The organism is Candidatus Clostridium helianthi (assembly GCF_045310795.1).
GTDB classification, from domain to species: Bacteria; Bacillota; Clostridia; order Clostridiales; family Clostridiaceae; genus Clostridium; species Clostridium helianthi.
The window spans coordinates 16463-39590 of record NZ_JBJIAB010000022.1 but is presented as its reverse complement, the minus strand read 5'-3'; the positions used below and the strand labels follow the sequence as shown (position 1 = coordinate 39590).

Below are 23128 nucleotides of genomic sequence, written 5' to 3'. Positions count from 1 at the left end.
GGATATCTATACATTACTAAAATAAGAAAAAAAGCTGAAACAACCTATTATTTTTTAGGTTATTCCAACTATTTTTAAAATTAATCCTATGTTATTTAGTTGCATTTCCATATAGATAACACAATCATAAACTATACTTAGACTATGAAATATCTTCCAACCAGAAATGAGTAATATACTTTTGTGGAATGTTTCATTGGTAATTTTGATGGATGTGATTCTTTGGCTATAAGTTGTTCCAAATGTGCTAGTTCAAAGCTTGTTCTTTGAGGCTAGCACTTTGGGTGCAACTTTATAGCCTTAGAATCACCCATCAGAATTACCTAGGAACTGGAACAAAAGTATGTTATTCATTTCGGTAAGTTATGACATAAAATTAGTTACTGCTAAGTACCCAAGGTTTTTCAATACTATTTTTTAGGATATTATAAGTATCGATAAGATTCATTAGTGAGTTATCTAAATCCTTACTCTTTAAAAGTTCAGCTTTGTAGTCATTTTCAGTTATTATTCCTAAATCTACTTTTGCTTTTAGAGACCTAAGCTTTGTATTATTAGATATAATCTGTTCATTTAGTCTCTTTATTTGATTTTCTAAGTCACATAATGTTGAATAATTCTCTTTTAATACATTTTTAAGACTTTTCTTTGAATCATCTAATTTAACCTTGGCTTCTGCCAAACTGTATCTGCCTTCTAAATAGGACTGATAATTATTAAATGCATTTAAGTATTGCTGCACATAGCTAACAATGGCTAAACAATATTCCTGAGTATTGAAAGTTTTGTTGCCATCACCATCAATCTCGTAATAATCATTCTTATTAACCTTCACCACTTTATTTTCATAATAACTAAGCTTATTCATATCCTCTTCTCGTAGCTCATGCATATAATCATCAGTAAGTTTAATAATTTCATCATTATACTTTAAATAACTATCTATTTTATCATCTAAATATTCATCTAGCGAGCCATCTATTTTTAAGATTTCATAACTAATACTTGAATCCAATGTATAATCTGATAAATTTAGATTTGTTAATACTCCTAAATAATCTAAATTATTTCTTAGTGAGTTTTCTTTAGCCTTTATCTCATCTTGTGCCTTATTCAATTCAATTTGCTTGTCCTCTAACTGATTAGGAATTGCAAGCCCTACTGAAACTTTCATTTTTAAAGCATCTAAATCATTATTTTTGATTTCTAAACCTGTTTTTAATTTGTCTATATCAATCTTTTTTAAGATGATTGAATTATATCTCTTTGTAACATCATTTGTTATTTGATCCTGCAAAAAAGCTTCAGACTGAGCAGTTTGTTTCTTTTGAAGTTTAAGCTTATCAGATGGAAAATCATCTACTTTATCATTGCCAGTCCTTAAATTATTATCATCAGAGAAATCATCTTTTTCATCCTGAAGATCCAACTTATCATCATACAGCTTCAATTCTTTTTCTTTCAAAGCTAACTTATCACTATTATCAACAGCAGATTTTATAAGCTCATCTAATGTAATAATCTTCTTTGTTTTACTAGTTTGTCCGCCTAAAGTATTAGTGTTTTCATCTGATGTACTTGAATTTAATACAATAGAATTATTTTTATCTTCCACTGTTTTCGTATTTTCAGCTGCAAAAGCAGGAATAATCGCTCCATTAATCATGCTAACTGTAATACCAGCTGCAATTACTTTATTTATCTTCCTATTCATTATTATTCACCCACTCAATTAATAATTTGATTTGTTACTCTTTCATATTTCTTGTACTAAATTTTTTCGTGTCTATAGCTTGCCCAGAAGCACTCATTAATGAGTTAAATATTTAAAATTAGAAATATCCCAACCACAGAAATTTGATACACATAAGTTCACTTCTCACTGAATAACACTATAGATAAACAATCTAATAATTTGATTTATACTTTGCAATAAATACCATATTAGAAAGTAGAAACATTTTTATGCAGCAGGCATTGAAAATGAGCTGTTAAAAGTTCTTAATTGTAGGTTGTTCCATTAACGCTTGTCACAATGAAATTGGGAGCAAGCATTAGTGGTGCAACCTGCAATTTAGCACTTTCAGCGAAATTTTCATAGTCCTGTGAAATAATAATGTTTTTACTTTCGGTAGGTTATTACATAAGTCTAAGTTATATACTGTTTGTCTATATATTTAATACAAATTATTCATTCTCGCCTTCATTAATAATTTCCTCCTCCTTTATTTCTACTTCTTTATTCTCTAGAACAATTTTATTTTCAGGCTTTTTGTCTACTTTGTACCAAGAAGCATAAATAACTGGAAGTACAAACAAGGTTAAGATAGTTGCTACAAATAGTCCTCCACTCATTGCCACTGCCATAGGGCCCCAGAAAGTATTTTTAATTAATGGTAACATCCCTAAAATTGCAGCTACAGCAGTTAAGATAATTGGCCTAAATCTTAAGATAGTCGAATCTATAATAGCTTCACGGACAGATTCTCCAGTCTTAATATGATTTGCAATTTGATCAACTAAGATGACAGAATTTCTTATGATTATACCCATTAGTGCTAAAATACCTAACACTACGACAAACCCCATTGGACTGTTAAGCATAAGTAAAGCTAATGTTACCCCAATTATTCCAAGTGGTGCTGTAAGTAAGGTCATTATCATCTTTGGTACGTTTTGTAGTTGAAGCATCAAGAGAATTACCATTAAAACTATCATAATAGGAACAACATCTCTAACCTGAGCCAATCCTTTATTACTTCTTTCAAGAGCTCCACCCATATCTATGCTATATCCTGAAGGGAGAGTCTTTCGTAAATCTTCAAGCTGATTGTATATATTTGTCTCAGCATCATTTCCTGTTATGCCTGGTAATACTTCTGCTTGGACTGTTATAGTCGGTTTTAAATCTCTTCTTACTATATAGCCATCTTCAGCATCATAATTTATTTTAGCAATTTGATCCATTGGTATAAACCCGCCGCTTGGTATTGGAATATTTATATTCTTTATATAACCAAGATCACTAATGTTAACTGAATCCATTTTAACTACTATATCTACTGTCTTATCATCTTGTCTAAATTGAGATACTGTAGTGCCTGACAATTGTCCTTGCAAGAATAATGAAATTTGTTGACTGTCTAAACCAAGTGCCCTAGCTTTATCCTGGTCCACTTCAATAGACATTGCTTTTGTTTTTTCAAACCAGTCGAAATTAATATTGTATAATTTCTGATTAGATGCCATGGCATCTCGTACTTTTCCTGCAATTTCACGCACTTTGTCATTATCATAACCTGTAACCCGAAACATGACAGGATAATTACTAGGAGGACCATTTTGGATAACCTTTATATGACTTTGAATATTTTCAAACCCACTATCAAGCAATTGCTGAACATTCTTATTTACCCTTTCTCTTGATGCAATATTTTTAGTAAATATAACAAACTGTGCAACATTGCTATTCTGTGAGGCAGGCTCTAAAGATAAAACAAATCGTGGAGCACCTCTTCCAACATAATAAGAATAATTAACAATGTCTTTATTTCCTTTTAAAGCTTCCGATAAACGATCTGCAGCTTCTTGAGTTGCACTAATTGATGAACCTTGTGGTAAAGTCATATCTACTAAAAGTTCAGGCCTTGTTGCCGCTGGGAAGAACTCTTTTTGAACATAATGTGAAAGTGCATAACCAGAGGTACAAAACAATATTAATGTTGTTGTTATTACTAATTTTCTATGATTTAAGCACCAATTTAAAACGCCACGAAATTTATTATAAAACTTGCTGTCATATACATCAGATTTTTTATTTTCATTATTTTTAATCTTTATTAAATCAAAACCTAATACTGGAACAAAGCAAACTGAAACAACCCATGAGAAAAGCAATGATATAGTAACTACAGTAAACACGCTTCCAGTATATTCAGATGCACTTCCCTTAGAAAATCCTATTGGTGTAAAAGCAGAACAAGTAATCAATGTACCTGTAAGCATAGGAAAAGCTGTTGATGTAAAGGCGAAACAACCTGCTCTAAACCTATCCCATCCTTCCTCAAGTTTAACTGACATCATTTCAATTGCTATAATTGCATCATCAACTAGTAGTCCAAGTGCAATTATTAAAGCTCCAAGTGATACTTTGTGAAGTGGAATCCCCAAAAAGTACATTCCAACAAACACCCCTGCAATAACCAGTGGAATTGATATTGCAACTACTAATCCTGTCCTAAAACCTAAGCTTACAAAACTTACTACCATTACGATAACAAGAGCTAAAACAAAAGTTTCTAAGAAATCATTAATAGAATCTGTAACAGCCTCAGGCTGATTAGCCACCTGATCTATATTTAAGCCAAGAGGTAAATCGTTTTTAATCTCATCTAGTGTTTTGTCTAAATTTTTGCCTAAGTTTAAAACATTTCCTCCCTTTTCCATGGAAACTGCAATTCCTATTGATTCCTTTCCATTAAAAAACATTTTAGGATCTGGAGGATCAGAATAGCCTCGTGTAATAGTTGCTATATCTCCTAAACGAAAGGTTTGATTACCTGCTTTAATTGGTAAGTTTGAGATATTATCAACATTATCAAACATTCCACTTACTCTAAGATAAACATTATCTGTTGATGTCTGAATCATTCCAGATGGTATAACAGAATTCTGTGTCTGTAGAGCACTGCTGATTGTATTAGGACTAATACCAAGTTGCGCCATTTTAGTATTTTCTATCTGAATAGATATTTTTTCTGTTTGAACACCTATTAAGTCAACTTTTTTAACATCTTTTACATTTAATAAAGTCCTACGAATATTTTCTGCTTTTTCTCTCATTTCTTCATAAGTATAGTCATCAGATGTTAATGCATAAACACAACCATACACATCATCATATCTATCATTGAAATTAGGGCCAACTATATTGGATGGCAAGTTACCTTTCATATCATTAATGTCATTACGAACTTCAACCCAAGTGTCTCTAATTTTATCTGAAGCCACGTCATCTTTTAAATCAATGAAAATAACTGATCTTCCAGGAAAGGAATAACTTTTTATATAGTCCTTATTAGGTATATCTTGAAGTCTTCTCTCTATTTTATCTGTAACCTGCTCCTCAACCTGACTTGCAGTTGAACCTGGCCAAACGACAGTTATGTACATCTCACGAATAGTAAATTCAGGATCTTCATTTCTTCCAAGTTTGGGATAAACAAAAATCCCAGACACAATTATTGTAATAGCTAAAAAATAAACCAGTTGTTTTCTATTAAGACACCACTCTGTCAGATTGAAACCCTTCATTAATTATCCCCCCCTACTCTTACTTCCTGACCTTCGCGTAGTTTGGTAATGCCGGCTGTCACCACTACATCTCCTTCGCTTAAACCCTCACTTACTGTAACCTGATCACTACCGAAGTCCTTTACTGTAATATTTTTTAGGGTAACTGCATTATCTTTAACAACCCAAACAGCAGGAGATGAATCTGGCTGATATACGGCTCCAAGTGGTATCCATATTTGACTTGATGAGTTATTTTCGTTAATAGACACACTAGAAGACATTCCTATTTTTATGCTAGGAGGTGGATCTATAAGATTTATTCTAACTCTATAAGTACGTGATGCATCATTAGCTACTGGAGAAATTTCTCCTAAAGAGCCTTTCAATTTAACATCTGATAAAGCCGAAAAGCTTATATTGATTTCTTTAGCACTTTTTAATTGGTCAATTCTATTTTCAGGAACATTAATTTCTACTTCTAATTGATTATTCTGAACTAGCGTTATAATCTTCTGCCCAGGTGTGACAACTTGTCCTTCTTCAGCATCAACACCACTGATTACTCCAGATTTATCAGCACATAATTTACAATAATCCAGTTGATTCAAACTTTGAGTATACAATGCATTGGCCTGCTCTAATGCATCCTTCGCTGTTTCATCAGCATTCACGTAATTATCATATTCTGCCTGAGATATAAATTTAGATTGATAAAGTGGCTCATATCGTTTCAAATTATCTTCAGCCAGTTTATATTTGGCTTCTGCTAGTGAAACTGCCGCTTCAGAATTTTTTACTGCTTGTTCAATATCTCTAGAATCAAGTTCCATGAGAACTGCACCTTGTTCTACCTTATCTCCAACTGACACATTTTTTTTAATAATCTTTCCTCCTACTTGGAATGCCAGTTGACTTTTATAGTGAGGTTGGACTACTCCTGAATAGATATATTCTGAATCTTTATTGGATGTTGAGATCGTTAGAGTTTTTACCACAGGAGGTGGCAAAACGGTTTCTTCTTTCTTTGAATTTGTTTTCACTACTTTAAAAACAAAAAAACAAATAGCCACTATTACTATAACGAGTAAAAACTTTTTTATCATCTTAATTTTCATTGTAAAGCACCCCTTTTAAATTTTCTTGATTGCATCTTCAATCTTTCAATCAAATTACATCTTTAATCACACAACACGGTGTTGTATAATTAAATTATAACTGATATGAAACTTTCATCAATCAACAAAAGATACCCAAGTGTTGGAAAGAAGGAGATAATATGAATAAACAGCCTGAAATTACCGAACAAACAAAAAGAAATATTATAGACGCATTTTGGAAGATTTTAAAAAAGAAACGATTAGATAAGATAACAGTAAAAGAAATAGCTGATGTAGCCGGCTATAACCGAAGTACATTCTATGCTTATTTCACAAGTGTAAGTGACATACTTGAACAAGAAGAAAATATTTTACTGCATTATATACATGATAATGCAAGCAAAATATTGTTTCCTCACTTAATTAAAGGTTTAAGACCTAAAGCTTCTGAGCTATATTTCTTTGCTAAAAGTGAACATTTGAAAATTTTGCTCAGTGAAAATGGTGATCCTAAATTTAAAGGAAAACTAAAAAAGACAATTGTTCCAATTGCCTTTAATGCATTTAACTTACCTAAGGATAATATTCACGCTGAGTATCTTTGTGAATTTTGTTTTTCTGCAGTAATATCAACCATAATCCATTGGTATGAAAATCAGGAAATCGAAATAGATGAATTATTCGATATACTTTGGACAATGGTTACAAAAGGTGTACTATTTGAATATAAAAAATTAATATAAAACAGACATACTTAGCTAAAACATTATACTTAATAAACTATGCATAATTTCTTCTACTTCTAAAGAAACTATGCACAGTTTAGACTTTACATTAATCATTCCTATTCTTAAACATAGAGTGTTGAAGTTGTAGCAAAAATTAAAACTCTTCAATAATATTAAAACATTTTTTTATATCACGCTCTCCTTTTGCTACCACATCACTTAGCAGCCAGGTATTTTCCCCTGCCTTTTGAAACTTCCAATATTGTACAAAAGTCTTAACTTTATTACTTCCAAAGAGAATCTCTCCATCTGTTTCATCTACAACATAATCTTTTGCATTATATTTAATGACGAACCAGACAACATCTTTATAACTATCATGATGATGAATAATTCCAACTGGGTCTGCTTCTATAAGTTCAAGTTCTTCTATTATCCTTACGACATTCTCAAAAGAGTATCTTTTACATTGTGATTGCAGAGCATCATAAAACTCAGTACCCATATATTTTTGGCACATTTCAAAGTTCATACGTTCCAGTGACTCAATTGCCTTAGAAAATGTTTCTTTTACAGTACTTCTAAGAAAAGCATAAGCGATATTTTTAGGATCTTTTTTTATTGTATTTATAAATTCATTTGTTTTCTTCTTTTTCTTATTAATCTCGTTATTATATATAAGATTATTAATGCAATAATTATCCAACTTTAAAATATGAATGATAATTATTACAAAACTTAAACCCACTAAAAAAGCAGATTTTATTGGAAACTTTCCTCCATTATCATACCATTTAATAATGTCAGGTAATCCTAACTTATTTAAAAGTGCTATTAACGTAATTATCACAATAAACATTTTAGTCTTAAAAAAGAATAGATCCGTCATAGCTTCCCTATCATATCTATTACGTCTATCAGTAGCCATATTTAAATAATACAAAGTCTCAGAGTCATTTAACATCTGAACTATCTTCTTAACATATCTACTGCGCTTATTTGGCTCTTTAAATATTTCCCACATATTATTCCCCCTGAATATATATAAGTTTATGAATTCCAAAATACTATCTTCATTAAGAAACTTCTTATTAAAATAAAATTGATTTTTTATTAGCTTCTAAAATGTTGCTTCAGCTGTTTTTTATCCTCAAGATGTAATAAATTCATGCATTTTTGTTATTTTGGACAGCCCAATATAAATACTAATCGAAGCTCGTTCAATATTTTTTCTTCCAAATGTATATTTGTGTAAGCACATTATCGTATGCTCGATTACACTGTTGTCATATAATAATTATAATATTAATTCCAATATTATGTATATAGATAAACAAATATAGATATATTCATTTAAAATCTATTATTTCTTATATTCTCAAGACGTTACATTTCATAAATCAATGCGGTTCTTGTTTAATATAAATTGTTATATTGTTAAATTTCTTTATTTGTAACTTTTTGACTTTTTAATTTTTTTCATTGTTAAAAAGTTTTATTGGAAAAAGAAAATACCCTACATTATCAAGTTACATATAAAGATACTTGTAACTCGTAAGCTCAAATGTTATAATTCATATATAAGTTACACATTTTATATTTTGTAACTCACAACTTTTAACTATGATAATATATTTAACTTGAAAGGTGGAATTTAACATGCGTATTTTTGTTACAGGTGCTACAGGATTTATAGGATCTAAAATCGTTAAAGAATTACTTGATGCAGGGCATAATGTAATAGGACTTGCTAGGTCAGATGTATCAGCTGCATCACTTACTGCTATTGGAGCTACCGCCCATCATGGCTCTTTGGAGGATCTTGACAGTCTTCGCAGTGGTGCTTCTTTCTCAGACGGAGTAATTCATGCAGCCTTTGATCATGATAATTTTATTACTAATTTTGAAGCTTGCTGCAAAACTGATCGTAATGCTATTGAGACCCTAGGTTCTGCACTTGCAGGAACTAATAAGCCATTAGTAATTACATTTGGAACCGCAGGCATCAAGATTGGTGATGTCGTAACTGAAAATGATAAAGCTAGCAAGAGTTTAACTGCAGGACCTAGAGCGGCTTCAGAAGCATTGGCACTTTCACTAGCATCTAAAGGTGTGCGTGTGTCAGTAGTTCGCCCTGCACCAATAGTATATGGTGATGGTGAAAAATATGGCTTGGTTACTATGCTTATTGAAATGGCTCGCAGTAAAGGCTTCTCTGCTTATGTAGGCGATGGCTTTAACCGCTGGCCAGCTGTTCACAGACTTGATGCTGCAAAACTTTATAGACTAGCACTAGAAAAAGCATCAACCGGATCAATATTTCATGCAGTAGCTAACGAAGGTGTGCCTATGCGCGAAATTGCAGAAGCTATCGGCCGTCGTCTTAGTGTACCAACCAAATCAATATCTCTAGAAGAGGCAACTAACCATTTTGGAGCTCTAGGACAGCTTATTGCTGCAGATATTCCAGCATCCAATGTTTTAACTCAAGAAAGACTTGGATGGAAGCCAGAACATTTAGGACTAATTAAGGCCATTGATAGAGCTTAGTTCTTTATATCTTTTTTAAATATCCTCTCAATTAGAGATAAGATAAAGAGCCAAGCAAAAACAATCCTTAAAATTGTTTTTTGCTTGGCTCTTAAATAATTTAGTTCATTTTAATCCAATTCTTATTCAAATACTGCCGCTACATCGTTTAAGCATTTTGTAATTTCTATATGTTGTGGACAATGTCCTTCACATTGCTTACACCCTATGCAATCAGAAGCCTTTCCATGCTCTTGAGTTAAATTATTATAGTAGACCTTGGAAATTCCAGGGCCAAATTGTTTATAGTTATTATATAGAGAGAAATATTTTGGTATTTGAATATTCTTTGGACATCCATCTACACAATACTGACATGCAGTACATGGAACTGCAATGCTACTATTAATAATATCTGTAGCTTTTTTAATAATTTCTTTTTCTTCATCATTTAAAGGCACAAAATCTTGCATATAACCTGTGTTATCAAGAAGTTGTTCCATATTTGACATACCACTTAATACCATCATTATTCCTTCGTGACTTGCTACAAATCTTATTGCCCATGATGGTACAGACATATCTTTATGGTATTCTTTAAACAATTTTTCTGCTTCTTCTGGTACATTTGCAAGAGTCCCGCCTTTAATTGGTTCCATAACAACAACTTGCTTATTATGTTTTCTTGCAACTTCATAGCATTTTCTAGATTGAATACTTTCATTGTCCCAATCAATATAATTAATTTGTAATTGAACAAAATCTACTTCTGGATGAGCAGTTAAAATTTCATCTAATAAATCTGCATTATCATGAAAAGAAAAGCCCATATTTTTTACTTTTCCTTCTTCTTTCTTTTTTTGAACAAATGCAAAACTATCAAACTTTTGAGCATTTTTATAATTTGATATACCTAAGTTGTGAAGGAGATAATAATCAAAATAATCCACGCCGCATTTTTCTAACTGCTCGTCAAAAATTCTTTCTTGATCTCCCTCTTTTTTCAAGAACATAGTTGGAAGTTTTGATGCTACTGTAAAACGATCTCTCTTATGACGTTTTACTAAAGATTCTCTTAAAGCAATTTCACTCTTAAATGCATGATACATATACGCTGTATCAAAATAAGTAAAGCCCCTTTCCAAAAAAGTATCTACCATTTTATTTAACATTTCAAAATCGATACTTTCTTGATTTTCTTGATCTTTTAGCGGAAGACGCATAAATCCAAATCCTAATTTTTTCTTCTCCATCTCTTCGTTTCTCCTTAACTCTTTTAAAATAGTAAATTATATTGTAATTTTCATGCCCTCAATCATAAAGTGAATTAAATATTTAAGTAATTCTTATTACAAACTAAATTCTACTACTTTGAGTAAACTCTAAGTCAAGTATTTTTTTCACTCTACCCCCTAAAATGAAAAAGTAATTTCTGGATTGCAATACTAAATTCATCTTACGCAAAGTTAACGCCTCATTTTCATGGGCTTCCAAGAATCAAAACCTACTTATTTACTTAACTTTATATTTAGAGGTGTATTCCTCCACGCTTATAGATACCCAATTTAAGAATTTGACTTATTAGATAAATATGCTTATAGAGTTTTCAAAACTTTAAGTTCATATCTTCACTAGAAATCATAAATATATTTGTGGAGAAAACATTTGAAAATGAGCTGCTAATATTCTTAGTTGTTGGTTGTTCCACTTTAGCTTGTCATACTGAAAGTAGGAGCATGCTAAAGTGGTGAAACCTGCAACTTAGAATTTTCAGTGATATTTTCATAGCTTTTCGGAACAAAATATTTATGATTTCGGTAAGTACCACATAAATCTAGCTTTAAATTTGGATATCTATTCACCCCAACTATTTTTGCATATCTTATATATTTCATATATTTCTTCATCAGTATATTTTTCAAAAACATGCTGATTCCAATCCCATCTACTATTTTGCACTCTATAATTTCCACAACAACTTATTTTAGGATGCTCCATTACATTTAAATTTGGGTCCGTTCCTTTAACTAAAGAAATTAAATCTTTTTTATCTAAATCAAGCTTCAAATCCATATCTCCTTTGATTTCATTACTTAATTATATTCCTAATAAATTATTATATTCACTTATCTTTTAGTATCATTTTTTATACTATGTTACAGAAAAGTGCGCTCTTATATAAACTGGTTAATTATGTTATAAATATATTATAGAAATATCAATTTAACTTTCTCCGCAAGGAATAACATAAAATATATGAATTAGGGGGACCTTTAAAATGACAAGACAATCTATATTAATAAAACGTTATGATAAGCTAAGCACAAAAATAATTGAGGCTTTGAAAAAGCGTCATTTTGATGCTTATTATTGCAAGACTAAGGATGAAGCAGTTAAGCAAATTTTGGATTTAATTCCAGAAAATCACGTTGTATCTTGGGGTGGCTCTGAAACCTTAACTGAAATTGGCATAAAAGAACTCGTAAAAGAAAGAGGCTATCAAGTTATAGATAGAGATACTGGAAAAAGTCCAGAAGAACGGACAGAACTTATGAGAAAAGCACTTTTATGTGATACATTTTTAATGAGCAGTAATGCTATAAGCGAGGATGGTCAGCTATTTAACATTGATGGAAATGGTAATCGTGTTGCTGCAATGATTTTTGGGCCTAAAAGTGTCATAGTTGTGGCTGGAATGAATAAAGTTGTGAAAACTCTTGATGATGCAATTCAAAGAGCTAGAACAATTGCCGCACCATCAAATATGCAGCATTTTCAAGATATGAAGACTCCATGCTATATAAATGGCAGCTGTGGAGACTGTCTAAGCCCAGATTGTATTTGTTCGCAAATGGTAACAACAAGAACTAGCAGGCCCGCAAAAAAGATAAAGGTTATACTAATTGGAGAAGACCTTGGCTTTTAAGCAGAAAACCAGAATCTGTGATTCGGTGTGAATCGCTTACTCAGCGAACGTATGTGAATCGAGTTTCCTTTTAAAGGTTCGCAAGACAACCGAAAATGAATACATATTAGTTCCATAGGACTGCGAAAATTTCGCTGAAAGGTTCTAAAATGAAAGGTTGCCGCCATTACTGCATGCTCCCGCTTTCAGCGTGACAAGCAGTAAGTGGAACAACCTTCCATTAAGAACCTATGCAGCTTATTTTCAAATGCCTATTACACAAATATGTATCCAATTTCTCTGTTTGTACGAATTTAAAAGTAACAAATTTTTAAATATATAAATACACATCGGAAGGTGCCACTGAAAAAGTCCACATATTTCTGCTTAACTTTTTTAAGCAAATAAGCCCAGTGTTATAAGGCTATCTAATAGCCTTATAATCACCTTTTAGATATATTTAGCTATTAATTTTAAGCCATATTAGTTTTATCTAAGCCATTATCAACAAAAATAGCATACATTGTACCATCTGCTTTCATCTCACTAATTTTTTCATTAAAAGCATTCAATAATGTTATGTCATTTTTTCTCATAGCTATGCCAACATTGTTAGTTAACTCTGGAGTATAATCTCTTAGTAATCTTAAAGGAAGCTTAGAATTTTTAAATAGAGAATATTTTCCGACAACAGAATCTAATATACCTGCATCAACTTTTATACTACTTACGGCATTAAATAATTCAGGCAGAGTATCAAAAGTTGCTATATCTTTTATTAAGTTATCATTCTTCCATCTTTCTGCTAACTTTTCATATACTGTACCTTTTACAACTCCAACCACTGAAGTTTTTAAATCACTCTTAAAATTAATAGTTGATAATGCTGGAACCACAATAGATTCTGAAATTTTATATAATGGCTGAGTAAATGCTACAAGCTTTTCACGTTCTGGCGTTATAAATATTCCGCCTGATGCTATATCTATAGTATCATCAATAGTTAATTTTTCTAAAAAATTTAGAAATGTTGCTTCGTTGATTTCAATTTTTGCATTCATCCGAAGCCGTTTTATAATTTCATTTAGTATATCGGCTTCTATACCAGATACCTTATTTGTATTGGCATCTTTATAAAAATATGTACGACTGCTTGTTATTGCCGCGACATTTATTACTCCTTTTTCTTTTATTCTCTGCAACCTATCTTCTTCAATTGAGACATTTGCTAATGCAGTTTTACTATTATCTTTTAGAGCAGTACATTCAAACATTATTCCAATAAAATTTACTATAACAATAAATATCAATAATTTCTTAAGTATCTTTTCCATATAAGCCTCCCTTTTAAAATAAAATAGTAATTTTTAAATCCACTGATATTTTGCTTAATATAATAAATTTTAAACATTTTTTTCTATAATCAAGAAATTATTCTAATAAGCAATCTTCTCATTTTGATATTTATATACATAAGTTCAGGTTTTAGTTGGGTATCTATATCGATCCCCAACCCAAAAGATATATCTATACTTTAATCTTTGTGAATTATACTAGAAATTTGATACATGTTTTTGAAAGATGCATTTGATATTGAGTTGTAATGTTTATTAGATGAACAAATTTGCAAAATTGCTAAAACTTTAAGCTCATATCTTCACTAGAAATCATAAATATATTTGTGGAGAAAACATTTGAAAATAAGCTGTTAAAGGTTCTTTGCTGTAGGTTGTTCCATTTTAGCTTGTCAAACTGAAAGTTGGAGCATGCTAAAGTGGATACAACCTGCTGCTTAGAACCTTCAGCGATATTTTCATAGCTTTTCGGAATCAAAATATTTATGATTTCGGTAAGTTATCACATAAGTAGTTGAATATCTATATAAATGCATAAAAAATAACAAGTTCCCTACAATTGTAGAAAACTTGTTATCCTTATATAGTTTATTTAAATAGGTTTAATTCACAATCTGAAAATAATAAATCAGTATGCAGGTTGATTTATTATTTTCTCATGTGCCTAATGTGAGGGCATTTTAATTTTAACTAGTTTTTTATAATATTATCTAAGCATCCATCCTGAAAGTACCATCATTTGAACTTCTGATGTTCCTTCATAGATTTCTGTTATCTTAGCATCACGCATCATTCTTTCAATTGGATAATCACTTGTGTATCCATAACCACCAAATAATTGTAAACAACGATTTGTTACATCAGTAGCATTTCTAGCAGCAAATAATTTTGCCATAGCAGCTAAATGTGTGAATTTTTGGTGATCGTCTTTTGCACATGCAGCTTGATATACTAAAAGTTTTGCAGCTTCAGTATTTGCACGCATTTGAGCAAGTTCAAATTGTGTATTTTGGAATTGAGCAATAGATTTTCCAAATTGAACACGTTCCTTAACATATTTCACAGTCTCTTCTATTGCACCTTCTGCAATACCAAGAGCTTGTGCAGCTATACCAACACGGCCTCCATCAAGAGTTGCCATTGCAATACCAAATCCTTTTCCTTCTTCTCCCAAAAGATTTTCCTTTGGAACTATACAGTTATCAAAGAATAATTCACATGTAGAAGATGCACGGATTCCCATCTTTAATTCATGACTTCCAACTGAAAATCCTGGGAAGTCTTTTTCAACGATAAACGCTGAAATACCTTTTGTTCCTTTACTCTTATCTGTCATAGCAAAAACAATATAGATATCTGCATATCCTGCATTAGTAATAAAGATTTTGCTTCCATTTAATACATAATTGTCTCCATCTAATACTGCTGTTGTCTTTTGCATTGAAGCATCAGTTCCAGCTACAGGTTCAGTTAATCCAAAGGCACCTAATTTTTCACCTGAAGCAAGAGGTTTTAAATATTTTTCTTTTTGAGCATCTGTACCATATGTGTAAATTGGTGTTGCACAAAGGCTTGTATGTGCTGAAACTATAACACCTGTTGTAGCACAACATTTAGATAATTCTTCTACACATTGTACATAACTTAATGTATCCATTCCAGCTCCGCCGAATTCTTCAGGAAATGGAATTCCAAGCAAGCCCATTTCAGCCATTTTTGCTACATTTTCTTCTGGGAAACGCATACTTTCATCTATTTCTTTTGCAATTGGTTTTACCTCATTTTCTGCAAATTCACGATACATTTCTTGTAATTGTTGGTGATTCTCATCTTGTTTAAAATCCATTTTAATTTCCTACCTTTCTTTTTTTTCATCTTTTCCTTTTTTTATTTCATGGGATATTAATATATATATAAATTATTAATTATGAGCTTAATTTTCTATTGGACAGCATACCTTACCTGGATTCATAATAGAATTTGGATCAAATACTTCTTTAATACCTTTCATTAATTCCATATTTATTTCTCCAACGCTATCAGCTAAATAACTCATCTTTCCACTACCAATTCCATGTTCACCTGAAACAAGTCCACCGCATTTGATTGCTTCTTCGTAAATGATCTTAAAGAATTTATCAACTCTTGTTTTAAATTCTTCTTCTTCTAAATCGTTACTACATTGATATATGTGAAGATTTCCATCTCCTGCATGTCCAAAACTCTTAATAGTTAATCCACACTCTTCACCAGTTTTATTTACAAAAGCAAGATAAGGAGCTATTTTATTTACTGGAACTACAACATCACATTCATCTAACAATTTTGTTTCTGCCATAATAGCTTCTAAGAAACTTGAACGTGCAGCCCATGCATCTTTTATTTTTGCAGGTGTATCAGCTACAAGAACATCAATTGCTCCTGCTTCTAATACTATTTCACTTGCTTGCTCAATAAGATTATTTAATTCATCTTCATTACCTGCATCTATAGTAACAAGTAAATAAGCATTTGCAGTAACTCCATCAATTACTTGTGGGAATACACTCTTTCCAATATATCTTTCACTAGATAAAACAATTTCTCTTTCCATGAATTCTATCGCTTGTGGATTCATGTGTTCCATTCTAAATTTTGGAACAGTAGAAATACAATCATCTAAATTTTCAAAAGGAATAATTAAACTTGCTACTACCTTTGGCGCTGGCATTACTTTCAATGTAAGTTCTGTAATAATTCCAAGTGTACCTTCTGAACCAATCATTAGATTTAAAAGGCTATAACCCGAACTTGTTTTTGATACTGTAGCACCGAATTTAGTAATTTCTCCTGTTGGAAGAACAACTGTCATTGCACGTACATAATCACGTGTTGCACCGTACTTAACAGCTCTCATTCCACCAGCATTGGTTGCAACATTTCCACCTAAACAAGCAAACTTTTCACCTGGATCTGGAGCATATAATAATCCTTGTTTTAAACAATCCTCTGCAAGATCATTTAATAGAACTCCAGCTTCTACATGAACAACAAAATTTTCTAAATCATAAGAAATTATTTTGTTCATTTTTGTAATATCAATTAAAACTCCTCCAAGTAGTGGAACTGCTCCACCTGTAAGTCCTGTTCCTGCTCCTCTTGGAGTTACTGGTATTTTATTTTCATTACATATTTTTACTACTGCAGCAACTTCTTCTGTAGAATGTGCCATAAACACAACCTGTGGGGCTACTTTTCCGTAAATAGGCATTTCATCGTGACTATAGTCGTCATTTATATCAGCGCCTGTTAAAATATGCCCTGGTGCTGCCTCCTGTAATTTTGAAATTATCTCTTCTGTCAATTGATTATACTCAGCCATAATATTCATTCCTTTCTAAGATATTAGATGTAAAGTTCACTTTATCTTTTTTTAGCAAATTACTACGCCGAACTAATTCAGTTTACATCTTATACCCTAAGGGTATAAAATGTAGACTTTTGAATAAATTCTTCAATTTTCTAAAAGCCACTGAATTTTCCTGGTAAACTTTAAATGGTCACCTGTAATACATATCAACTGCCTTAAAGTGTTCCAACAAAACATACTATTCCAGCTATAACTACATAACAAACAAAATATTTAAATACGCTTTTTAAAATTTTACTTTCCGAACCTGATTGATTAATTGCACTTGCACCAATTGCAATACTTTGAGGACAAATCATCTTTCCTATACCTGCTCCAAGAGTATTTGCTGCTGCCATCCATGCACCAGAAAGTCCAAGATTTTGCGCAGTTTGAACTTGTAATCCTCCAAATAAAACACTGGTTGATGTACCTGATCCAGTTACAAATCCTCCAATGGCTCCAATTAATGGAGAAATTAATGGGTATGCTCCTCCAGTTACTACAACTAAAAGACTTGCAATATCTGAAATCATTCCACTATACCCCATTACCTTTGCCGTTGACATAACTGCACAAATTGTAACGATTGTTTTCCAGTTTGCTTTTAATGTGCTACGCAGTACATCAAGTATTGTTGATATTTTTGCGCCTTGAACGAGACCGCCAATGACTGCTGCAACAAGAATGATAATACCTGGTGTATTAATCCAGCTAAATGTTAGGGTATTTCCACCTTTGCCAGCATATACGCTTGTACTTGTTTTAAATACTGCAATTGCATCATGAACTGGTGCACATAATGTTGATGTAGCCATTAACATTACAAAGATTAAAATAAATGGGCACCATGCTTGTACTGCTTTACCAAATGATAAAGCTGTTTCTTCTTTTTTCTTGTTAATTTGAATACAATACTCATCTTGAGGCTTTTTATTAAAGATTTTTGCTGCTGCAACTGTACATACCATACAACAGATAGATCCTACTATATCTGGAAGTTCTGCTCCAACTGCTGTTGCTGTAATATAAGCAGGTACTGTAAATGATAATGCAGCAACTAATGTAACAAGAAATGCCCCCTTCAATGCCTTTATTCCTCCACCTACGATGCATACCATAATAAATGGACTTATAAAGCAAAGAATTCCTTCAATTATTACTGTATTTACTGCCAATGTGTTTGATCCAACTCCGGTTACTGCTGAAAGTGTTACAAGCGGTATTCCTACTGAGCCAAATGCTGTTGGCGTACTGTTAGCAACCAAACATGCTAGAACTGCTGAAAATGGATTTAATCCAACGCCAGCAAGCATAGATGCTGGAATAGCAACTGCTGTTCCAAACCCAGCCATTCCTTCCATGAAGTTACCAAATCCCCATCCAATAATTAATGTTAAAACCCTTTTATCCATAGAAACTCCGGCCAACATTTCCTTTATGAAATCCATTGCACCCGTACGTAAAATTAAATTATACGTAAACAAAGCTGCAACAATAACTAAACAGATTGGCCACAATGCGTTGAGCACTCCTTCAAGTACTCCTGTCACAGTATAAACCACATTTAATTTCCAGAAAAAAATAGCTAAAAACATTGTAAGAACAAGTGCAATAGAGCAAGCTTTATAACCCGGCATTTTTAATCCACTGAGTGCAACTATAAGCCAAATGATAGGTAATATCGCCATTAAGAATTTAAAAAACAACATTCCTTTATCCTCCTCATACGATTTTTAAATGGTATAACCTTTTAAAAATCGTTATTACTTTTTTGGTCTTAATTACATAGCTTCCCACTTGTTGATTCAATACTATTTTTACATATATTCGGATTTAGTTGTTTTTTATATGCTGCGTCTCTTATTCAATTATGTTTTTTAATAATTCTCCATGTATACAAGTGTGAAATTTATACATAATTTCATTTTCTTGTGAATTGAGATTTATTTTTTAGGCTGTCGTGCTAATTTTTTAGTGCGACAACCTTTTATCTTATCTGGAAAAAGTATTTATTCTGCTTTTGCTTTTTTCATTTCTTCAATCATAATTGGAAGGATTTCATTTACATTTCCAACAATTGCTACATTAGCAACTTCAAAGATTGGAGCTTCTTCATCTTTATTAATTGCTACAATATAATTAGAGCCTGTCATTCCTGATGTATGTTGTGTTGCTCCTGAAATACCACACGCAATATAAAGTTTTGGTGCTACGATTTTTCCTGATTGTCCAACTTGGTGTGCACGAGAAATCCAACCGTCTTCAATTGCTGGTCTTGTTGCGCCCACTACGCCTCCAAGTACACGTGCTAATTCTTCAACTAGTTTGAAGTTTTCTGCACTTCCCATTCCACGTCCACCAGAAACAATAACTTCAGCTTCTTCTAAATTAACGGATTCAGAAATTTCTTTTACTGTATCAATAATTTTTGCCTTAACAGCATCAGCTGGAATTTCTATTTTCTTTTCTGTAACGTCTGCATTTGAAGTTGCTTCTGGCTTAGGAAAGCTTCCATTTCTAACTGTTACTACAGCTGTTCCCTCTACTTCAATATGTTCTAAGATTGTGCCGCCATAAGCTGGTCTAGTATATATAACTTTATTATCAGCCTTATTCATTCCTATTACGTCACTTACACATCCCAAATTCATACGACCTGCAATACGTGGTGCAACATCTTTAGCAAGTGTTGTATTAGCTAATAAAACAATATCTGGATTTTGTTCCTTAACAGTTTCTGATAATACTTCTGTCATAGTATCACAATCTGTAGCTGTATCAGTAAAAATAACTGGAATTCCAAATGCTGCTATTGTATCTGCAATAGCTTTATTTCCTACCACAAGAGCAGTTCCTTCTGCATCTAATGCTTTTGCTGCACTAATAAGTTCAATACTTCCACCTAATGCCTTTTCTCCATCTGTTTCAATGAATAATAATGCTTTCATACTTTCGTTTCCTCCTTAATTAGATTGCCTTATCTTTTTTCATTTGCTCCATAACAGCACTTACTGCTAAAGTAGCATCCTTCTCTTGAATCTTGATACCAGCCTCTTTCTTAGGAGGTGCAACATATTCTATGCAACGTACTTTTGCTTGTTTTACCTCTCCAATTTCTGCTGCTGAATAAGTTGGTATTACTGCCTTACGGCTTGCCATCTTACTTTTTATAGTAGGATAACGTGGATCATAATCTGGCTTGCTTACTGTTACTACAGCTGGACATTCTAGTGAAACTAAATTATATCCTTCTTCAGTTTCTTGATGAATTTCCATAGAATTATCTTTTAAATCGATTTCAATAGCGCTGCTGACATAGCCTGTCTTTAATTTTTCTGCAAGCATAGCTCCAACTTGACCAGTAATTTCATCTGTAGATTCTTTTCCACAGAGAATCAAATCAAATTTTTCACCTTTGTCTGCTTCAATCTTATGAATAGCATCTGCCAAAACATCAGCTGTTCCCATAGCATCTAAATCTGCATATAAGTCATCTTTTACAAAAAATGCTTCTTTAGCTCCTACAGCAATGCAATTTTTTAATGTGTTTAAAGAATCATCTGCTCCAACTGTTAATACACTTACTTTTCCTCCATGAGCCTCAGTAAAACGAACCGCTAGCTCTAATGCATATGTATCAAATGCATTTGCAACCAAACTGACTCCATTTAATTTAGGTTTTTTCTTTTCATTATCCAAATGGATTTCAATTGAATCATCTGGAACCTGCTTTACACATAACAGAATCTGCATACTTTCCCTCTCCTTTATCCTTTTATATTGCTAAATTGTTTTTTGATAAAACCATTCTTTTCTTTGGTGGTAAAAAGTACCATCAAATAAATATTATCGCTAATTCATTTCTTGTATACGATATCGTGAATTGGTCTTACCAATTCACAAGTAAATTCTAACACACGGTACCATATATTTCAATCCCTAATATAAAAATTTTTTTATGAATATATTTTAGGTTGCGATATTGCTTTTTTAGTGCATTATAACTGAATTTACTATTAAATAATCTCATTTAATCTTACATAACTTCAAAAAAAAAATATCAACCACTACATACATAGATGTGATGGTTGATATTTCGTATCAATTATATTTTGAACTTTTGAACTATTTCACTAAGCTTTTGAATAATCTCTCCTTGCTTATGTATAGTAAGCGCCTCTTTTTCTATGGCAGTTGTAGTTCCACTCATGCTTTCTCTTATGTTTTCTGCTTGTTCATTTGATTTTTGTGAATCTTCAGCCATATTTTGAATAGCCTCGCTTACTTGTCCAACTGTAGCCGTGATTTCTTCAGACATTGCAGCAATTTCTTCAGTCATTTTGCTTACAAGATCCGAATCATTATAGTACTGAGTACCTGTTTTACCATAATCATTAAATTGTTCATCTACCTCTGTATTTATAAATTCTAATATATCACTTCCTGTATCAATACTGCTTCTAAATGCTTCATGAACTTTAACAATGGTTTCTTGAATATTTATTACCGCCTGAGCTGATTGCTCTGCAAGGTTCCTAACCTCTTCCGCTACTACTGCAAAGCCTTTTCCATGTTCTCCAGCTCTTGCCGCCTCTATTGCTGCATTTAATGCAAGTAAATTTGTTTGCTCTGCTATATCTCCAATAGTATCTGCCATAACTTTTATGCTATCTACTACTTTCCCATCTTCAATAGCCTTTACCATCATTTTTTGTTTTTCAGCATATATTTTTCTGGTTTCATTTATTGCTTTTTGGCTGTTATTTTTAACTTCTATTGATCTTTCTTTAGATTGGCTTGCATTGCTGCTTCCTTCCATAGCTTTAGAAGAAAGTATATTAATACTTGAATCAACTTCTTGAATAGATGCACTTATCTCTTCTGTGGCAGCACATGTGTTTTGCATTCCAGAAGCAATAGCACTTACTGATTCATCTACAGTAATAGCTTTAAAGTATAAATCTTCAAAAACTTTTGAAATTTCTTGTTTTGATGCACTTAAATCATGTGAATTTTCAATAATTGCTTTTACTAAGTTTCTTACATTCTCTTGTGCAATATTTAAGGCTATTCCTGCTTGTCCAAACTCATCTTTTTCTACTACTACAATTGGAGTTGAAAAATCATAGTTTGATAATCTTTGTGCTAACTCTTTTATTTTCTTTAATGGCATATCTACACTTTTCTCTAGCATGAATGCCATTAAATTTGCAATTAAAAATGCTATAATTGTAAAAATTATTATTGTATATCTAACGCTATTAAATTCAGCTGTATTAGCTAAATTAGCTTGCTCTGCGGAATCTTCATTTATATCAATACATTTTTGAATTTTTTCAAGAATAGTATCAGTTATTGGAACTATATCTGAATTATAAAGCTTAATTGCATCATCATAATTATTAGCTTTTGCAAGATCAATTACCTTACCTCTTGCTTCCTTATATTTCCCTAAGTCATTGGCAAAACTAGAATATATCTTTTCTTCTTGTGATACAACAGGCAAGCTATCATATTCATCTAAGAATTTTTGATGTTCTTTATCTATATCATTAATGGTTTTAATATACTTGTCTAATTTATTTACATCTCTTTCAAAAACTATTGTAACTAGATTTGCCCTGGTTTCATTTATGCTACCTTGAATTTCTTCTAAATCCTTAATTGACACTAAATTATTACTATACATTTCCTTTGCATTATTATTTATTTTTTCAGAACTTAATATACCTTCTACTCCTATAAAAATAATTAAAATAAAGATTGATAAAAATACAGTAACAATCTTTTTCTTAATACTTAAATTTGCAAATAATTTCATTTTTGCA

At 31.9% G+C, this 23128-nt stretch carries 16 protein-coding genes; 3 read left to right on the top strand and 13 right to left on the bottom strand.

What is annotated here, in order from left to right:
* Window positions 1-376 precede the first annotated feature (376 nt).
* The 3 genes from ACJDTP_RS16455 to ACJDTP_RS16445 all read right to left on the bottom strand — a co-directional run bounded on the left by ACJDTP_RS16455 (window position 377) and on the right by ACJDTP_RS16445 (window position 6410).
* Window positions 377-1714: a hypothetical protein gene (locus ACJDTP_RS16455; protein WP_406761849.1), complete on the bottom strand. Its 1338-nt coding sequence runs from the start codon at window positions 1712-1714 to the stop codon at window positions 377-379.
* A gap of 473 nt (window positions 1715-2187) precedes the next feature.
* Window positions 2188-5313 carry an efflux RND transporter permease subunit gene (locus ACJDTP_RS16450; protein WP_406761848.1) on the bottom strand — a complete coding sequence of 1042 codons (3126 nt, stop codon included), beginning with the start codon at window positions 5311-5313 and terminating at the stop codon, window positions 2188-2190.
* The gene (locus ACJDTP_RS16445; protein ID WP_406761847.1) at window positions 5313-6410 is read right to left on the bottom strand and encodes an efflux RND transporter periplasmic adaptor subunit; all 1098 of its coding nucleotides are present in this window, start codon (window positions 6408-6410) and stop codon (window positions 5313-5315) included. Before ACJDTP_RS16445 ends, ACJDTP_RS16450 begins: the two co-directional genes overlap by 1 nt.
* Window positions 6411-6571: 161 nt before the next feature.
* Between ACJDTP_RS16445 and ACJDTP_RS16440 the strand changes: the two genes are divergently transcribed.
* A complete protein-coding gene (locus tag ACJDTP_RS16440) occupies window positions 6572-7135 on the top strand; it encodes a TetR/AcrR family transcriptional regulator (protein ID WP_406761846.1) in 564 nt (187 codons plus the stop codon).
* Between the two features lie 139 nt (window positions 7136-7274).
* On the opposite strand, the gene ACJDTP_RS16435 is transcribed toward ACJDTP_RS16440, so the two are convergent.
* A complete protein-coding gene (locus ACJDTP_RS16435) occupies window positions 7275-8144 on the bottom strand; it encodes a Tim44 domain-containing protein (RefSeq protein WP_406761845.1) in 870 nt (289 codons plus the stop codon).
* Window positions 8145-8779: 635 nt separating this feature from the next.
* On the opposite strand from ACJDTP_RS16435, the gene ACJDTP_RS16430 reads away from it, so the two are divergent.
* The gene (locus ACJDTP_RS16430) at window positions 8780-9670 is read left to right on the top strand and encodes an SDR family oxidoreductase (protein ID WP_406761844.1); all 891 of its coding nucleotides are present in this window, start codon (window positions 8780-8782) and stop codon (window positions 9668-9670) included.
* 122 nt (window positions 9671-9792) lie between these two features.
* On the opposite strand, the gene ACJDTP_RS16425 is transcribed toward ACJDTP_RS16430, so the two are convergent.
* A complete protein-coding gene (locus ACJDTP_RS16425; RefSeq protein ID WP_406761843.1) occupies window positions 9793-10902 on the bottom strand; it encodes an aldo/keto reductase in 1110 nt (369 codons plus the stop codon).
* A gap of 601 nt (window positions 10903-11503) precedes the next feature.
* Complete coding sequence (locus tag ACJDTP_RS16420; protein ID WP_373866470.1) at window positions 11504-11722, bottom strand: hypothetical protein; 219 nt, start codon at window positions 11720-11722, stop codon at window positions 11504-11506.
* Between the two features lie 205 nt (window positions 11723-11927).
* Between ACJDTP_RS16420 and ACJDTP_RS16415 the strand changes: the two genes are divergently transcribed.
* Complete coding sequence (locus tag ACJDTP_RS16415) at window positions 11928-12575, top strand: lactate utilization protein (RefSeq protein ID WP_406761842.1); 648 nt, start codon at window positions 11928-11930, stop codon at window positions 12573-12575.
* Window positions 12576-13027: 452 nt separating this feature from the next.
* Here ACJDTP_RS16415 and ACJDTP_RS16410 read toward each other — a convergent pair whose 3' ends face one another.
* From ACJDTP_RS16410 to ACJDTP_RS16380, 7 genes are all read right to left on the bottom strand, one after another.
* Complete coding sequence (locus ACJDTP_RS16410) at window positions 13028-13888, bottom strand: ABC transporter substrate-binding protein (protein ID WP_406761841.1); 861 nt, start codon at window positions 13886-13888, stop codon at window positions 13028-13030.
* 727 nt (window positions 13889-14615) lie between these two features.
* Window positions 14616-15755, bottom strand: a complete 1140-nt coding sequence (locus ACJDTP_RS16405) for an acyl-CoA dehydrogenase (RefSeq protein WP_077840757.1) — start codon at window positions 15753-15755, stop codon at window positions 14616-14618.
* 87 nt (window positions 15756-15842) lie between these two features.
* The gene (locus tag ACJDTP_RS16400) at window positions 15843-17270 is read right to left on the bottom strand and encodes an FAD-binding oxidoreductase (RefSeq protein WP_077840756.1); all 1428 of its coding nucleotides are present in this window, start codon (window positions 17268-17270) and stop codon (window positions 15843-15845) included.
* Between the two features lie 203 nt (window positions 17271-17473).
* Window positions 17474-19009: an L-lactate permease gene (locus ACJDTP_RS16395; RefSeq protein ID WP_161222974.1), complete on the bottom strand. Its 1536-nt coding sequence runs from the start codon at window positions 19007-19009 to the stop codon at window positions 17474-17476.
* Window positions 19010-19309: 300 nt separating this feature from the next.
* Complete coding sequence (locus tag ACJDTP_RS16390) at window positions 19310-20248, bottom strand: electron transfer flavoprotein subunit alpha/FixB family protein (RefSeq protein WP_161222973.1); 939 nt, start codon at window positions 20246-20248, stop codon at window positions 19310-19312.
* Window positions 20249-20267: 19 nt separating this feature from the next.
* On the bottom strand, window positions 20268-21053 hold the full coding sequence (locus ACJDTP_RS16385) for an electron transfer flavoprotein subunit beta/FixA family protein (RefSeq protein ID WP_264647227.1): 786 nt from the start codon (window positions 21051-21053) through the stop codon (window positions 20268-20270).
* A 352-nt stretch (window positions 21054-21405) separates the two neighbouring features.
* Window positions 21406-23121, bottom strand: coding sequence for a methyl-accepting chemotaxis protein (locus tag ACJDTP_RS16380; protein ID WP_406761840.1), 1716 nt, complete (start codon window positions 23119-23121; stop codon window positions 21406-21408).
* Window positions 23122-23128 lie beyond the last annotated feature (7 nt).

Coding starts and splice junctions, on each gene's coding strand:
- ACJDTP_RS16455 (WP_406761849.1), bottom strand. CDS start 1,714: ATGAATAGGAAGATAAATAAAGTAATTGCAGCTGGTATTACAGTTAGC.
- ACJDTP_RS16450 (WP_406761848.1), bottom strand. CDS start 5,313: ATGAAGGGTTTCAATCTGACAGAGTGGTGTCTTAATAGAAAACAACTG.
- ACJDTP_RS16445 (WP_406761847.1), bottom strand. CDS start 6,410: ATGAAAATTAAGATGATAAAAAAGTTTTTACTCGTTATAGTAATAGTG.
- ACJDTP_RS16440 (WP_406761846.1), top strand. CDS start 6,572: ATGAATAAACAGCCTGAAATTACCGAACAAACAAAAAGAAATATTATA.
- ACJDTP_RS16435 (WP_406761845.1), bottom strand. CDS start 8,144: ATGTGGGAAATATTTAAAGAGCCAAATAAGCGCAGTAGATATGTTAAG.
- ACJDTP_RS16430 (WP_406761844.1), top strand. CDS start 8,780: ATGCGTATTTTTGTTACAGGTGCTACAGGATTTATAGGATCTAAAATC.
- ACJDTP_RS16425 (WP_406761843.1), bottom strand. CDS start 10,902: ATGGAGAAGAAAAAATTAGGATTTGGATTTATGCGTCTTCCGCTAAAA.
- ACJDTP_RS16420 (WP_373866470.1), bottom strand. CDS start 11,722: ATGGATTTGAAGCTTGATTTAGATAAAAAAGATTTAATTTCTTTAGTT.
- ACJDTP_RS16415 (WP_406761842.1), top strand. CDS start 11,928: ATGACAAGACAATCTATATTAATAAAACGTTATGATAAGCTAAGCACA.
- ACJDTP_RS16410 (WP_406761841.1), bottom strand. CDS start 13,888: ATGGAAAAGATACTTAAGAAATTATTGATATTTATTGTTATAGTAAAT.
- ACJDTP_RS16405 (WP_077840757.1), bottom strand. CDS start 15,755: ATGGATTTTAAACAAGATGAGAATCACCAACAATTACAAGAAATGTAT.
- ACJDTP_RS16400 (WP_077840756.1), bottom strand. CDS start 17,270: ATGGCTGAGTATAATCAATTGACAGAAGAGATAATTTCAAAATTACAG.
- ACJDTP_RS16395 (WP_161222974.1), bottom strand. CDS start 19,009: ATGTTGTTTTTTAAATTCTTAATGGCGATATTACCTATCATTTGGCTT.
- ACJDTP_RS16390 (WP_161222973.1), bottom strand. CDS start 20,248: ATGAAAGCATTATTATTCATTGAAACAGATGGAGAAAAGGCATTAGGT.
- ACJDTP_RS16385 (WP_264647227.1), bottom strand. CDS start 21,053: ATGCAGATTCTGTTATGTGTAAAGCAGGTTCCAGATGATTCAATTGAA.
- ACJDTP_RS16380 (WP_406761840.1), bottom strand. CDS start 23,121: ATGAAATTATTTGCAAATTTAAGTATTAAGAAAAAGATTGTTACTGTA.